This is a genomic window from Pseudocolwellia sp. G5-9 (assembly GCF_055808995.1).
Genome location: NZ_CM147893.1, coordinates 2,542,007 through 2,556,773 on the forward strand (window position 1 = coordinate 2,542,007; position 14,767 = coordinate 2,556,773).

At 35.7% G+C, this 14,767-nt stretch carries 13 protein-coding genes; 3 read left to right on the top strand and 10 right to left on the bottom strand.

The features are described from left to right. The first annotated feature begins 11 nt into the window (after nucleotides 1-11). Nucleotides 12-866 carry a pantoate--beta-alanine ligase gene (gene panC, locus AC0L5Q_RS10900; RefSeq protein ID WP_473607746.1) on the top strand — a complete coding sequence of 285 codons (855 nt, stop codon included), beginning with the start codon at nucleotides 12-14 and terminating at the stop codon, nucleotides 864-866. Between the two features lie 455 nt (nucleotides 867-1,321). Here panC and AC0L5Q_RS10905 read toward each other — a convergent pair whose 3' ends face one another. The 6 genes from AC0L5Q_RS10905 to AC0L5Q_RS10930 all read right to left on the bottom strand — a co-directional run bounded on the left by AC0L5Q_RS10905 (nucleotide 1,322) and on the right by AC0L5Q_RS10930 (nucleotide 6,617). Next, nucleotides 1,322-1,471 carry a hypothetical protein gene (locus AC0L5Q_RS10905; protein ID WP_473607750.1) on the bottom strand — a complete coding sequence of 50 codons (150 nt, stop codon included), beginning with the start codon at nucleotides 1,469-1,471 and terminating at the stop codon, nucleotides 1,322-1,324. 248 nt (nucleotides 1,472-1,719) lie between these two features. After that, nucleotides 1,720-3,351: a pyridoxal-dependent aspartate 1-decarboxylase PanP gene (gene panP, locus AC0L5Q_RS10910; RefSeq protein WP_473607754.1), complete on the bottom strand. Its 1,632-nt coding sequence runs from the start codon at nucleotides 3,349-3,351 to the stop codon at nucleotides 1,720-1,722. Between the two features lie 423 nt (nucleotides 3,352-3,774). Then, complete coding sequence (trmB, locus tag AC0L5Q_RS10915; protein ID WP_473607758.1) at nucleotides 3,775-4,470, bottom strand: tRNA (guanine(46)-N(7))-methyltransferase TrmB; 696 nt, start codon at nucleotides 4,468-4,470, stop codon at nucleotides 3,775-3,777. Between the two features lie 15 nt (nucleotides 4,471-4,485). Next, entirely contained in the window at nucleotides 4,486-5,259 is a 774-nt protein-coding gene (locus AC0L5Q_RS10920; RefSeq protein ID WP_473607762.1) for an ABC transporter permease, read from the bottom strand. 1 nt (nucleotide 5,260) lies between these two features. Then, complete coding sequence (locus AC0L5Q_RS10925) at nucleotides 5,261-6,208, bottom strand: ABC transporter ATP-binding protein (protein WP_473607765.1); 948 nt, start codon at nucleotides 6,206-6,208, stop codon at nucleotides 5,261-5,263. 76 nt (nucleotides 6,209-6,284) lie between these two features. Next, on the bottom strand, nucleotides 6,285-6,617 hold the full coding sequence (locus tag AC0L5Q_RS10930) for a DUF2956 domain-containing protein (RefSeq protein ID WP_473607768.1): 333 nt from the start codon (nucleotides 6,615-6,617) through the stop codon (nucleotides 6,285-6,287). Nucleotides 6,618-6,748: 131 nt separating this feature from the next. On the opposite strand from AC0L5Q_RS10930, the gene AC0L5Q_RS10935 reads away from it, so the two are divergent. Next, on the top strand, nucleotides 6,749-7,378 hold the full coding sequence (locus AC0L5Q_RS10935; RefSeq protein ID WP_473607772.1) for a dUTP diphosphatase: 630 nt from the start codon (nucleotides 6,749-6,751) through the stop codon (nucleotides 7,376-7,378). A 196-nt stretch (nucleotides 7,379-7,574) separates the two neighbouring features. Then, nucleotides 7,575-8,231: a response regulator gene (locus AC0L5Q_RS10940; protein WP_473618289.1), complete on the top strand. Its 657-nt coding sequence runs from the start codon at nucleotides 7,575-7,577 to the stop codon at nucleotides 8,229-8,231. 24 nt (nucleotides 8,232-8,255) lie between these two features. Here the strand turns inward: AC0L5Q_RS10940 and AC0L5Q_RS10945 are convergent, their stop codons facing one another. The 4 genes from AC0L5Q_RS10945 to AC0L5Q_RS10960 form a co-directional block, all read right to left on the bottom strand. Then, complete coding sequence (locus AC0L5Q_RS10945) at nucleotides 8,256-11,693, bottom strand: hybrid sensor histidine kinase/response regulator (RefSeq protein WP_473607776.1); 3,438 nt, start codon at nucleotides 11,691-11,693, stop codon at nucleotides 8,256-8,258. A 129-nt stretch (nucleotides 11,694-11,822) separates the two neighbouring features. Next, complete coding sequence (locus AC0L5Q_RS10950; protein WP_473607780.1) at nucleotides 11,823-12,263, bottom strand: hypothetical protein; 441 nt, start codon at nucleotides 12,261-12,263, stop codon at nucleotides 11,823-11,825. Nucleotides 12,264-12,362: 99 nt separating this feature from the next. Beyond that, on the bottom strand, nucleotides 12,363-14,102 hold the full coding sequence (locus AC0L5Q_RS10955; RefSeq protein WP_473607784.1) for a sodium:solute symporter family protein: 1,740 nt from the start codon (nucleotides 14,100-14,102) through the stop codon (nucleotides 12,363-12,365). Further along, nucleotides 14,102-14,353, bottom strand: a complete 252-nt coding sequence (locus tag AC0L5Q_RS10960) for a DUF4212 domain-containing protein (RefSeq protein ID WP_473618290.1) — start codon at nucleotides 14,351-14,353, stop codon at nucleotides 14,102-14,104. Before AC0L5Q_RS10960 ends, AC0L5Q_RS10955 begins: the two co-directional genes overlap by 1 nt. Between the last annotated feature and the right edge of the window lie 414 nt (nucleotides 14,354-14,767).

Here is a 14,767-nt window from a genome sequence, read left to right on the forward strand (position 1 = left end):
TTGGGACTATAATGAAAACAGTTGATAACATAAATGATTTACGCCAAATAATTACAGATTGGCGTCAACAAGGTTTAAAAATTGGCTTTGTGCCAACTATGGGTAATTTACATGCTGGTCATATTTCCTTAGTGACTGAAGCTCATAAACATGCAGACAAAATTGTTGCTAGCATATTCATTAATCCAATGCAGTTTGGTGAAAACGAAGATGTTGATAGCTACCCAAGAACCATGAACGCTGATAAGCAAAAGCTTGAAGCAGAAGGTACTGACTTATTATTTACACCAACCCCTGAAATTATTTACCCTAAAGGGCTAGATAAACAAACCTACGTTGAAGTACCTAATGTATCTGAAGGTTATTGTGGTGAAAGCCGCCCTGGCCATTTTAGAGGTGTTTCAACCGTAGTGTGTAAGCTGTTCAACTTAGTACAACCAGACATTGCTTGTTTTGGTTTAAAAGATTATCAACAAGTACAAGTTATTGAAACTATGGTAGATGATTTATCAATGCCCATTGAGATTATTCCTGTTGATACGGTTAGAGAAGCTTCTGGTTTAGCATTAAGTTCTAGAAACGGTTATTTAACTGAAGAAGAGCTTAAAATAGCCCCCGCATTAAGCCAAAATATTCAATGGCTAGCTAATAAATTAAAAACCGATAATGACTTTATTGGTTTAGCTAAAACAGCTGCGTCGTATATAGATAATGCAGGATTAAAAACTGATTACATTCATGTTTGCCATGCAAAAACATTACAACCCGCCAGTGAAGATGATACAGATATTGTTATATTAGCCGCCGCTTTTTGTGGTAAAGCACGCCTAATAGACAACTTAAGATTTTCTTTAAAATCAGCGTAATACTCAAAAATTAAATAATTAAAATAAAAAAGCAGAAGTTTAAATAACTTCTGCTTTTTTATTTTCTTAAATATTACCTATTCTCTTAGTTTAATTAGCCTATATACCCGTAACCATTCAAGATGCAGGTTTCAGTGGGAACTAAAAACAATTTAGGCACAGATTTCACGTTCCAAACGAAATCTAAGTACATACATCCATGTATGCAAGGCATTAAGTTTACGTCATGGTTATTCCCTTACTAAAGTTAATAACGCAGCATAAATTGTTTTTAGACCCATCGAAGAAGCGCTTGAGCAAAATCACTTCGTCGTTAATGCTTTTTATAAGGGAACGACCATTATTACAAAGCATTGCCTTGAATTGATATCGCTCAAGTGCTCTGAAATACGCATCTTGATTGGTAACGGGTATATACACAAAGGAAAAATAAACAGATCCTAGTGAAATTGGTATTATTCGTAAGAACGAGTAGACCACTCAAGTTCATATTCTAATTCTTCAATTTTTTTATTCGCCTCAAGCAGCTGTTGCTCTATTAACGCATAATTTATTTGTTCATTGGCTACCGATTGCATTGCGACGCTGTTATTAAATTGTTCCATAAATCACCACCTAATATAATTGTAACTAGGACTGTATTATTACAGTATGGATTACATAAATCAACAAATAAAACACCAAAACGAAATAAAGTCGAAACATAATCGAAACAACTTCGTAAGACAAAAGTTAAACATTGAATGTGTAAATAACAAAAACAAAAAGACAATACCAGTAATATATTGTCTTTAAAGGATTTTAGGTTTATTTAGATAGGAGATGGAAATAAATAATTAATGGATATACAAAATCAACCACAAATACTATGTAACTCAGGAAGAAAGGTTACACTTTCATTTGCTAGAACAGCTTGTTCTTCAAGAATACTGTGCAATATTTTATTTGATGTGAGCGGATTTGCTAGTACCACTCTAAAAACCAAAATTTTCTTACCCTGATAGCGAGATACTTCTATACGTGTTCTTGAAACAAACGACTTACCATTTTCACGCTGACGTTTTTGAACAAACTTAGTTAACTTATCTAACAGATCATTTATTTTATCTTGCTGCTCAAGTGTTGCTGTAGCAAGATATTGTTGAATAATTTTAGGTACATAACGATAGGTTAACAAGCAAAGTTCAGGTCGTGTTATGAGCTCGAAATCATCATGTTCATCAATGGTATTAGCAAAATAATTAGCCTTTTCAATACTATGATTAATCAATAATTCATAACCTGGACGGCTAATAATATGTAAACTAGCATACACAAGCATAGCCATACCAGGACGTGAACCTTCAAGCGTATGACTACCTAAATCTTTAGATCCCTTACGAATGATATATTCAGCATGATGCTCAATAGAAGCAACAGCTTTAGGGTTTTTAAAAACAACCAACCCTGCCCCCATAGGAATATACATTTGCTTATGGGCATCAATAGTTACTGAGTCTGCACGCTCTATACCGCTAAGGATCTTACGGTATTTATTTGATAATAACGTGGCTCCACCCCATGCAGCATCAACATGAAAGTTACAAGAAAACTCTTGTGCAATATCAGCCATATCATTGAGAGGATCAACGTTACCAGTTTCTGTGGTACCTGCCACTCCAACAATACTAAGTACTTTAATATTTTTATTCGCGAGTTCTTGGCATTTTTCACGTAGTTTTACACAGTCAATTTTATTGTATTCATCGGTCGGAATTCTGATTACGCTTTCTTCACCAATACCTAAAATATCTGCTGATTTTTTGAGAGAGTAATGGCCACGATCTGAAACCAAAATGGCTAAGCCTTTATAAGCATAGTGGGTAAGCGCATTAAATAAACCTTCTTTTGCAACCCCTTTAAAATTACCATCAGGCTTTAAAAGGTTATTTCGAGCAACCCAAAGCGCGGTAATATTAGCAACAGTACCACCAGAACAAAAAGCGCCTAAAGAATGATTTGGGCTATGCATCCATTGCTCATAAAAAGATTCATCGTCTTGATAAACTAAACGATGCATCATACCTAACACTTGGCGTTCGAGCGGTGTAAATGCTTTAGATGTTTCAACTTTTACAAGGTTTTGATTTAATCCCACCATTAATTTAGACAATGGCAAAATAAAATAAGGTAAAGCTGAAGTCATATGCCCTATGAAACTAGGGCTTGACGTATGAACTGATTGAGAAACCAACTTATCTAATAAATGACGCATATGATCAGAAACAAAGCTAGGCTCTTCAGGAATAGTAGAACCAGCAAAATCTTTCTCAATATCGGTTAACGCTTGATTGGTTGCCACAATGTGGTTACCAAGAAAACCAGCAAGGTTTTGAGACATTTCTTTTTCAATAGCACCTAATGTTGAATCAGGGGCTTCAGGAATAGTAAAAATGCGGTGTAGAGATTTGTGAGTTGCTTTAGCTTTGCGCTTATTCGCTGTCATACTTATCACTTATTCTAAATATAACCTGAACTCTGGTTAATATAAGTTTGATTCTTTATTATTGCGGCACTTTAATAAATATTAACCTAAAAGTCTCTACTTTTTATAAGTGAGCTTTACGTTAAACCGCTAGATATGTACATAAAACTTAACTCTACAATCAAAACACAAATAAGAGAATAGAGGAAAACTTGTTTTTTTATCTTGCTAATCATACCGGATCCTATTTTTTATTATGAATAAGTAAATAGAATTCAAATATCGCACCAAAAATAACTAACTGATATTATTAAATAAAATATAATTGTTATTTCATAGAATATAAAAAATTGTTAATTTCGCCAATAAATGTAACTTTTCACAACGATATGAGTATAGAACAAAAATCAAAATGTAATAACAAATGGAAACATTCTTTTGTCATTACTTTATTTTAATGGTTAGTTGAAAACATTCTTGACCGCTTGCACGATATTTAGCTTCAAAAGGAGTTAATGGTTCACTGTCATCAACCGTAGCAAATTTTCCAGTTAAGTTTAAAAGAGATACAGCAAAATTAAATTCTTCTAAATATAAACGCCAATTGCTACGTAAGATCATGGTATCCCCTATTTTAAGCATATCAGGAAATACCGCACTACCGTGCCAACGACGTTGCACATGTTTAGATTTAGGCCAAGGGTTTGGATACAACACATAATGCTGAGTAACAGGCCATTTAGCTGCCAATACCAAACGATAAAAATCGTTCAAATCAGCTCGAATTAAATAGAAGTTATCAACCTTCTGACAACTGTCTTCGTTAACCAACTCATCAACATTGCGGTTGATACGATTAGCCGACTTATCTACCCCTATAACTAAAGCCTTGGGGTTTCGTTTTGCCAGCAATCGCGTACTTTGTCCAACACCACAGCAAGAATCTAAAATGATCTCACCATCAAATGCTTGCACCACTTTATCTATTTCATCGAAAGCGTCTTGTGTATGTTGTTGATACGGTTTTTTAAATGGATGTTTTATATGTTTTAAAACAATCTCTTCAAGCTTTTCATGAATACCGTTTTGATTAGTAACAATTGCTTTAGAGTCGCCCATTTTTTCTATTTGTTCTTTCATTAACTTCGCCATTTATTAACTTCGTAAGCCTACGCCTTTTGTAATTAACACCATAGCAATAGTAAATAAGCTAACAATAAAAATACCTAATACGGAAAAAGCTAAAGTTAAACTCACATCAGATATACCTAAAAAACCATATCTAAACGCATTTACCATATAAACAATAGGATTAACTTGTGATACGCCCTGCCAAAATTCAGGTAACAAGCTAATAGAATAAAATACCCCACCTAAGTAAGTTAAAGGAGTTAAAACAAAGGTAGGGATAATTGAAATATCATCAAAACTCCCGGCAAATATTGCGTTAATTAAACCACCTAAAGAAAACGTGGCTGATGTTAAACAAACGGTTGCAATAATAATCCAAATATTATGAATTTGAATATCAACAAATAATAACGAAATTAGCGTAACAATAAGGCCAACTAAGATACCGCGTATCATGCCGCCACCTACATAACCAGCAACAATAACCCAATTAGGTACAGGGGCTACTAGCATCTCTTCAACATTACGCTGCCATTTAGCACTAAAAAAAGATGACGCGACATTGGAGTAAGAATTAGTAATAACACTCATCATGATCAAACCTGGAACAATAAACGACATATAATCAAAGCCGCCCATTTCACCTATTCTTGATCCAATTAATTCGCCAAAAATAACAAAATATAAACTAATGGTTATTGCCGGTGGTACAAGTGTTTGTACCCATATGCGCATAAAACGGTGAACTTCTTTATATAAAATACTTTTTAACGCAATAAAGTTAACAGACGAACTCATGTTATTGCTCCTGTGTTTCTGTTTGAGGTTTTTTACCTATCAAGCTGACAAACAGCTCTTCTAAACGGTTACTTTTATTGCGCATACTTTTAACATTAATATTTAACGCAGATAATTGACTAAACACTTCGTTAATCGTTTGAGATTTATCAACGTCAACTTCTAACGTGTGTTCTCCCACTAATCGGCTGTTAAAGTCTTTAAGATCGATAGCTGCATTATCACCTAAGCTTTTAGCATCTAAATCGAGAATAAAAGTTTCAACATTTAACGTGGCTAATAATGATTTCATATCGGTATTTTTTACAATAATACCTTTATCAATAATCGCGATGTTTCTACATAGCATTTCAGCTTCTTCAAGGTAATGCGTGGTTAAAATAATCGTAATACCTTGTTGATTTAACTCTCTTAAAAACTCCCACATTGAACGGCGTAACTCAATATCTACGCCTGCTGTGGGTTCATCTAATATCAATACTTTAGGTTCATGCATTAAAGCGCGAGCGATCATCAAACGCCTTTTCATACCGCCAGACAACATACGAGATGCGTCGTTACGTTTATCCCAAAGCTCTAACTTTTTTAAATATTTTTCAGTTCTTTCGTGTGCTGTTTTACGATCAACACCATAATAACCCGCTTGATTAACCAAAATAGTGGTTAATGTTTCAAACATATTAAAGTTAAACTCTTGTGGTACTAAACCTAAATAACTTTTAGCGGCTTCTAGCTCTGTATCAATACTTTCACCAAAAACTTTCACCGTGCCCGATGATTTATTTACTAAGGAGGTAATAACCCCTATCGTTGTAGATTTGCCGGCACCATTAGGCCCAAGTAAAGCAAAAAAATCACCTTCATCAACCGTTAAATCAATGCCTTTAAGTGCTTCAAATCCGCCTTTGTATACTTTTTTCAAGTTAGATATTTCTAACGCTTTACGCATAATTTAATCCTGATTAAGTCCTGATTACCGATAATGATGATGCTATAGATGAGGGGGTTATTGGATTTTTCAATGATCATTTTAGAATATAAAATACAAAGAGTATCCAACTTACAATAAGTAAAAGCCAAGGAATTAGTACCTTACTTGTTACTTTGTTTAACTTTGTTGATTCATTTGCGTTTTCTTCACGATTATCTTCCGTAGCACTTTTAGCTTTAAGCTGCTGTTTTCGCTGTTTATCGCGTTCTCGCGCTTTTACTTTTTGCTGCTTCTTATATTCACTAATGCCTTTTTCGATACCTTGTGCAATAAGCTTGGTTTGCTCTTTAGTTTGCCCTGGCTTTTGAATAGATTTAGCCACTTTAAGTGCATCTTGTTGTGTTTCTTTGGAAGCTGTTTGATTCATAAATAGTTATCGTAAAATTGAAGAAAAATTATCGCGAATAATTAAACTATTATACTGATTTATCCAGTAAATACTTGTAGGATATCGCCTATACAACAGAATATTAATTAAAATCATTAAAGAGACAATGCATGAGCAACTTATCTACTGCAACTACACAAATTACACAAATGTTAACTATGCAAGATGCAATGAATTCTCGCGTTAGCGAAACGTGGAGAGATAATAACTACGAATGGTATCGCGCAATCTGGGTTGAATGTGCTGAAATGCTTGATCACCACGGTTGGAAATGGTGGAAACATCAAGAGATTGACGTACCTCAAGTACAATTAGAATTAGTCGATATTTTTCACTTTGGTTTAAGCCTACGCTTAATGACAGGCGCTTCAGTAGAAAGTATTACAGCTGAATTAGCTCAAGAGTTAACAGAAAAAACATCTGAAACAGATTTTAAAATAGCATTAGAAAATTTAGCCTCTGCGGCGGTTTCAAATAAAGCGTTTGATGCTGTTGCGCTTGCTGATTGTATGCGATTAATGAATATGGATTTAAACGAATTATTTCGCCAATACGTAGGTAAAAACACCTTAAACTTTTTCCGCCAAGATCATGGCTACAAAGAAGGCACATACATTAAAATATGGAATGGCGAGGAAGACAATGAAGTATTAGCCAATATTGTCACTACCCTTGATCCAAGCGCCGCTGACTTTCAACAACAATTATATGCAGCATTAGAAGCCAAATACCCTAAATAAACTGCATACAAATAAAAGAAAAAGCCAATCGTTAACTAGATTCACGATTGGCTTTTTCGTTTCTAAAAACTGTTAATTACTATTAAGTGAAATAAATGTAAAGTTTCACCACAATTTATTTTTTTTAGCCTAAAGTCTAATAAATACTTTCCTGAAAACCGTTTATACTGAATACGAGATATTTCTAAGGAACTCTATTATGATTCAGCCAGAAAAAATAATAATAGCTGATGATCATCCTTTATTTAGACAAGCTTTATTGGGGACATTAAAGTCAAAATTTATTACTACAGGTTGGTTAGAGGCACAAACGATCCCTGAACTCGAACAATTACTCACTAATCATAGTGACTGTGATTTGCTTCTACTTGATTTAAACATACCTGGCGCACATGGTTTTAACACCTTAATTCATGTAAGAACTCATTATCCACAAATACCTGTGGTTATTGTTTCAGCTCACGAAGATCAAGATACCATTAGTAAATCTATGGAGTATGGTGCAGCAGGTTTTATTCCTAAATCGACACCTATTGACCTTATTTTTACAGCAATACAGCAAGTTTTATTGGGTAATGTTTGGGTACCAGAAGCTTTTGAAGCCTCAGAAAATGATGATACGAGCATTGATATCTCTGAGCGTGTTGCCAGCTTAACCCAACAACAATATAAAATTTTATTAATGTTTGCCCAAGGCATGTTAAATAAGCAAATAGCGTATGATTTACATGTATCTGAAGCAACAATTAAAGCACATGCTACCGCTATTTTTCGTAAGTTAAATGTACGTAATCGTACGCAGGCAGTTATTGCTATTGGACAATTAGATATTCCAGAACTTAATTTAGATTAAGATCAGTTGACCCAGCTATAACCTCTAAGATAAATAATTATTTTGTAGGTTTTTTGATAACTTAGCACTCATCATTGCACGCAATGCTGCTGGTTTTACCAACTTTCTCATAAATCCTACATCCGCTTCAGCAGCCTTCAGGTCAACATCGCTTTCAGTGGCAGCAGTAATTAATATAGCAGGTAAATAATGCTGACATTGTTCACGTAACATTGCGATTAAGGTTAGTCCGTCTTCGTTATTGTTTAGTTGGTAATCCACTAATAATAATTGTATAACCTCCCCCTCCTTAGTAAATATTTTTTGTGCTGATGCATATGAATCAGCGGTTAGTACATGACAGTGCCAAGCTTCTAAAAGCGCCACCATTCCGGCTAATACGTCAGGGTCGTTATCAATACATAATACGGTTACATCTTTAAAGCCTGAGCTAACAATAGGGGCACTAATTTTTTTAGCATGCCCTTTAACTGCCTGAGCAACAGTCAATGTAAATTTACAACCTTGATTAACCTTCGATTGAAGCAATAATGTGTGTCCTAACAATTGTGCAAGACTTTGCGTTATATTTAAACCTAATCCTAAACCTTGATTAGGTTTTGTTGTTGCCGTATCCAATTGCGTAAATTGCTCAAAAACCAATATTTGTTTATCTTCAGGGATCCCAGGGCCATTATCTAACACTTGAATTTTTACCTCGCCTTTTACCACTCTAGCACCAAGCAGTACTTTACCTGAACTGGCATACCTGAAAGCATTGCCAATCAGGTTTTGCAATATACGTCGTAATAATCGCTTATCTGACTTTATCCATACTGAAGTAGAAACCACCCTAAAATCTACCTCAGCCTCTACCGCTGAAGCTGAAAATTCTTTTGCTAAATTATCAAATAACTCCTTCACTGAAAAAGTCTCTATTTGAGGTTTAATATTGCCACTTTCAATACGTGCAATTTCACTTAAATCAGACAACAAATCGCTAGCTACTTTTAATGAGTGATCAATATTATTAACTTGACGCTCTTGTAATTCATTAAGGTTTTTCTGGTCGGCCAGTGCTGAAGTAAAAAGCCTAGCAGCTTCTAATGGTTGCATTAAATCATGACTACAAGCCTTTAAATACTGACTTTTATTAACATGTGCTTGCTCAGCTTTATATCGAGCATTTGCTAAATCTTGATTGGCTTCTTCAAGCTTTTGAGTACGTTCTTGTACAATAGTTTCTAGATCTTGATTTGCCTCTTTTAATACCTGTTCGGCTTTTCTGTATGCTGTTACATCAGAAAACATCATGACAAAACCACCGTCAGGCAAAGGATTCCCCTCTATACGAATAGCTTGCCCATTATTGTATTGTCGTTCCGTTGAGTGAGGACTCCCCTGACGTAAATATTCGAGTCGTTTCGTTACTTCTTTATTTACATTACCCGTACCAAACAAACCTCGCTTAGCGTTATAGCGCAGTAAACTTTCTATAGGGCAACCTACGTAAACTAACTCTTCAGGGTAATTAAAAAAGTCGATATATTTTTTATTCCATGCCATTAGTTTTAAATCAGCATCAATCACTGAAAAGCCTTCACTGGCATTTTCTATCGCACTTTGTAATAAATTTTGGCTGTATTTTTGTCTATGGTTTGATGCTTCTTCAACTAACACCGTTAACTCATCAAGTGCGATATCGCGCCCTTCTAGCGCTGAATAAAGTACTAATCTGGCTGAAGATGCTCCCATAACACTGGCTAACGTATTTTCAGTATGTTCCAGCAATAGTTGATTATAGGTGTTATTGCCTACCTTCTTTTGAAGAGTTTTCTGCTGAAATTCACTAAAACTATGACTGGCTTTAGGTTCACCTACAAAACGTGAAACTAACAGTTCTAACTCACGAAAATCAAGATGACGATATTTTTGTGAGGTTAATACTTTAGGAGATTGCCATTCTAAAAATATGGATGCTTGCACACGTTCTTGCACACTTTGTCGGCTCACTTGCGACAAACTCCAAATCACAAATATATTAACCACTAAACTCAAAAGGGTTGCCATACTACTAGCCGGAATAATACCGTCAGAAAAAGGCGGAATATATAAACCAAATTGCGGTAAAAAGTTAAACATTAGCCACAACATAAAGCCAACTAATATACCGGCATACACTCCAGTTAATGTAGCCCGTCGCCAATAAAAGGCAGCAACCAATGCAGGCGTTAGCTGCGCAAAAGCGCCAAAAGCAACTTCACCTAATGAAGATAAAGTTTCTGACGGCAACATTAACGAAACACCAAAGCCTAGCAATATAACGCTAAAAACTAAAAATTTTCGGATATGAAGTAAGCGTAATCTGAAGCTGTCGTAATCAACATGACTTGATTTTTTAGTGCCATATAAATGAGGGAAAACAATTTCGTTACTCAACATGGTACTTAAAGCAATTGCAGCAATAATCACCATAGAGCTCGCAGACGAAATAGCACCAAGAAAAGTTAATAACGTTAGCCAAGTTTGATCTTTTAAGCTGGGTAAAAACAGTACGTAAGCGTCTGAAGGTACGCTATCACCTAATAATAATTGTCCCGCTAAACCTAATGGGATAGCAAAAACGGCAAATACAAATAAATATAAAGGAAATAAACGTCGGCTAAGATAGATGTTTTTTTCTTCTTTTAACTCTACCACCATCACTTGAAACTGGCGTGGTAAAGACAAAAAAGCCGCCATCGTAATCACTAACATAGCAAGCACTGACGCAATACTCGGTAAGCTGAATTGTTCTTCTAACTTAATAGTTACACTGGTTTGCTCCCATAAATCAGCAGGTGAATCGAAGAGGAAAAAGATAGTAAATAAACCAACAGCTAAAAATGCAAACAACTTAACTAACGACTCGAACGCTATCGCCAGCATAATACCTGGATGACGTTCAGTCACATCAATATTTCTAATACCAAATACTATGGTAAACCCCGCTAACACTAAGCTAATCGCTAAACCTAATTGCCAATCATTAAAGTTTTGTTCAGCTTGTAATTGTGTAAACGAATAAACAATAGCTTTTAACTGTAAAGCGATATACGGCATGGTGCCAACTAAAGCAACTAGAGTAACTAAAACAGCGAGCTTATGAGATTTACCATAACGAGCCGCCAACAAATCAGCAATAGAGGTTAAATTTAACTTTAAACTAACGCGAATAATGCGTTGTATAAAAGGCCAAGCAAAAAAGAAGAGAAAAATAGGACCTAAATAAATAGGTAAATGAGAAAATATATTATTGGCGGTTTGCCCTGTTGTTCCTAAAAAACTCCACGAAGTACAATAAACCCCAAGTGTTAAAGCGTAAATACTTGATTGGTAACGTTCAAGAAGTTTGTTGCGATATTTGTCTCCAACGTAAGCAATTAAAAATAATAAGCAAATGTAAAAAAAGCTTAATGTTGTTAATTGCCAATTGGGAAACATAGGTATTCTCTTGTAATTATCGGGGTAATATGTTTTTTAAACGCGTTCTAATCTTAATTGATTTAAAACCTTAATCTACTTTACTCGTTGTTACTACATCAGGGTATGTTTTGTATCAAAGTTCATCCGTTATTTAACGGTATGCGTTGTAAATTCACTAATGTATTGACCACCTTTAATATTAGCAATTAAGCGTAGCTTATATTGCGCACCTTGAGTTGATACAAGTTGGTGTAGTGCAGTAGAGCTTTTCCAATAATAAGCACTATCAAGCATACCTAGCGGATAAACGGTAACTTCTTCATTTTCACTCACCAAAAACAAGGTTGCGCTATCAAGCGGAAAAGTTGAATTAACCGTAGTAATTCCTTCTTCATCATAAATATTTACTTCAAATTCACCCGATTTCAAAATACAACTTTTGTTAATAACATCGCAATTACCTGTTGGCTCTAGTTGAAAAACACGTGTTTTTTCTGCTTGATTTTCAATGTATAAGTCAGAAGCAATATATCCGCCTAAAATAAGGAAAGGGGCAACTAATAAAGCAAGTTTAGTGTGTTTATTCATAAAATAATAATGCTCTTTATTTGAATATTAAAAGATTAAAAAGTTAAAAAATAAAAGGCTAGACGATAATATCGCCTAGCCTCATTTTAGCCTGAAACATTAGTGATCGTGTGCAGTTTCAATTTTACCATAAGGGCTACGGAAGTTATCAACCATATCCTGGATATGAGTTGGAGCTGGACCAGTAAATCTTACCACGATAAATGCTACCGCGAAGTTTACAAGAGCGCCAACAGCACCAAACGCATTAGGTGAAATACCGAAGAACCAATCTGGGCCCATATCACCTAAGAACGACGTACCCGGAATAAACATGATGCCTTTATGTTGGAATACATACAACATAGTTACACCGATACCAGAACACATCCCCCATACAGCAGCAGTACCACTCATTTTCTTAGCGAATATACCCATCATTAATGCAGGGAATATTGACGAGGCAGCCAAACCGAATGCTAAGGCGACGGTTCCGGCGGCGAAGCCAGGAGGATGCAGCCCGAGATAACCGGAGATCAGAATAGCAATTGTCATTACAATCCGCCCCGCGAGTAACTCGTTTTTATCAGACAAGTCTGGTGTTAACACCCCTTTCATTAAATCATGGGAGATAGAGGAGGATATCGCCAACAATAAACCTGCGGCGGTTGATAGTGCGGCAGCTAAACCACCAGCAGCGACTAGTGCAATAACCCAATTAGGTAAGTTAGCAATAGCTGGGTTAGCAAGTACCATAATGTCGCGGTCAACTTTAACCATTTCATTCTTTTCAGCGTCTGCTACATAAGTAATTTTGCCATCGCCGTTTTTATCTTCAAACTTCAATAAGCCCGTTGTTTCCCAATCTTTAAACCATTGTGGACGTGCTTCGTATTCAAGGTTTTGACCCGCAGCAGGTTCAATAGTATTCATTAGGTTTAAACGCGCCATTGCACCAACAGCTGGAGCAACTGTGTAAAGTAATGCGATAAATACTAACGCATAACCGGCTGATGAACGTGCAGCTTGCACAGACGGAACCGTGAAGAAACGCATGATTACATGAGGTAAACCCGCAGTACCGATCATTAACGACATAGTATAGGCGAACATGTTTAACGTGCCGCCCATGTTGTCAGTGGTGTATTCTTTAAAGCCTAAATCAGTAACAACCATATCAAGTTTATCAAGTAAATAAACACCACTACCGTCAGCAAGTGTAGAACCTAAACCTAATTGTGGAATGGGGTTACCTGTTAATTGTAATGAGATAAATACAGCAGGAATGGTATAAGCAAAAATTAATACACAGTATTGAGCAATCTGCGTGTAAGTAATACCTTTCATACCACCTAGTACCGCGTATACCCAAACTACAGCCATACCTATACCTAAGCCCAAGCCGTAATCAACTTCTAAAAAGCGAGAGAAAGCAACACCTACACCTTTCATTTGACCAATGATATAAGTTAACGAAGCGATAATTAAACAAATTACAGCAACAATACGTGCTGTTTTTGAGTAGTAACGATCTGAAATAAATTCTGGAACCGTAAACTTACCGTGCTTACGCATGTAAGGAGCTAAAAGCATGGCGAGTAATACATAACCGCCCGTCCAGCCCATTAAAAATACTGAACCACCGTACCCTAAAAAAGCAATTAAACCTGCCATTGAAATAAACGACGCGGCGCTCATCCAATCGGCACCAATTGCCATACCATTTTGTAACGGTGTTATGTCTCCCCCTGCAACATAAAAATCACTGGTAGAACCCGCTCGCGCCCACCAAGCAATAGCAAAATATAAAGCAAATGAGCCAAATACAGCGATATAGGTATATAGTTTTAACTCATCCATTACGACTCCTCCACCTTATATTTTTTATCAAGAGCATTCATTTTTGATGAATACCAAAAAACTAAAGCAACAAATGTATAAATTGATCCTTGTTGTGCAAACCAAAAACCTAGTTTGTATCCGCCTAATCGAAATTCATTTAACTGTTCGACAAGTAATATGCCCAAACCAAATGAGACGACAAACCAAATAACAAGACTAATAAATATTAAGCGCAGATTTTCCTGCCAATATGTAGTTTCACCTTCCATCATTTTCTCCTAGCGATTGAGCGTTTATTATTTTTGTACGCTTAGTTAACAGCTTATGTATGTTGAGAAAGGTCAAAGATTCATAATTAGCTCCTAATGAGTAACTCATTAAAGTCAGGTGAATACTAAGCCTATCTATGTTCAACACTAACAAGCTTTTTTCAATTGGAGTATTACACTTTAGTCTAAACCCTATGGATTACTGTTGGTGAGCGGATACCAATAAAACTCATTTATTGCCTAATACTGCGCTGCATGGCTAATAGACACGCTGATTTGCTTAATAAAAATAGACTTAAATACAAATGGAATTATTTGATAGGAAATAAAATATGAACAACAAATTAGCCGACATAGGGAGGTTGAGTTAAAAATGAAAGCTAAGAGCAGCCCCTCTAATTCAAAATAAGGGAC

Excerpts from the sequence above, each read along its gene's own strand:
- trmB (WP_473607758.1), bottom strand. The coding sequence starts at position 4,470 with ATGAAAGAACAAATAGAAAAAATGGGCGACTCTAAAGCAATTGTTACT.
- AC0L5Q_RS10960 (WP_473618290.1), bottom strand. The coding sequence starts at position 14,353 with ATGGAAGGTGAAACTACATATTGGCAGGAAAATCTGCGCTTAATATTT.
- panP (WP_473607754.1), bottom strand. The coding sequence starts at position 3,351 with ATGACAGCGAATAAGCGCAAAGCTAAAGCAACTCACAAATCTCTACAC.
- AC0L5Q_RS10930 (WP_473607768.1), bottom strand. The coding sequence starts at position 6,617 with ATGAATCAAACAGCTTCCAAAGAAACACAACAAGATGCACTTAAAGTG.
- AC0L5Q_RS10920 (WP_473607762.1), bottom strand. The coding sequence starts at position 5,259 with ATGAGTTCGTCTGTTAACTTTATTGCGTTAAAAAGTATTTTATATAAA.
- AC0L5Q_RS10945 (WP_473607776.1), bottom strand. The coding sequence starts at position 11,693 with ATGTTTCCCAATTGGCAATTAACAACATTAAGCTTTTTTTACATTTGC.
- AC0L5Q_RS10925 (WP_473607765.1), bottom strand. The coding sequence starts at position 6,208 with ATGCGTAAAGCGTTAGAAATATCTAACTTGAAAAAAGTATACAAAGGC.
- panC (WP_473607746.1), top strand. The coding sequence starts at position 12 with ATGAAAACAGTTGATAACATAAATGATTTACGCCAAATAATTACAGAT.
- AC0L5Q_RS10955 (WP_473607784.1), bottom strand. The coding sequence starts at position 14,102 with ATGGATGAGTTAAAACTATATACCTATATCGCTGTATTTGGCTCATTT.
- AC0L5Q_RS10950 (WP_473607780.1), bottom strand. The coding sequence starts at position 12,263 with ATGAATAAACACACTAAACTTGCTTTATTAGTTGCCCCTTTCCTTATT.
- AC0L5Q_RS10905 (WP_473607750.1), bottom strand. The coding sequence starts at position 1,471 with ATGGAACAATTTAATAACAGCGTCGCAATGCAATCGGTAGCCAATGAA.
- AC0L5Q_RS10935 (WP_473607772.1), top strand. The coding sequence starts at position 6,749 with ATGAGCAACTTATCTACTGCAACTACACAAATTACACAAATGTTAACT.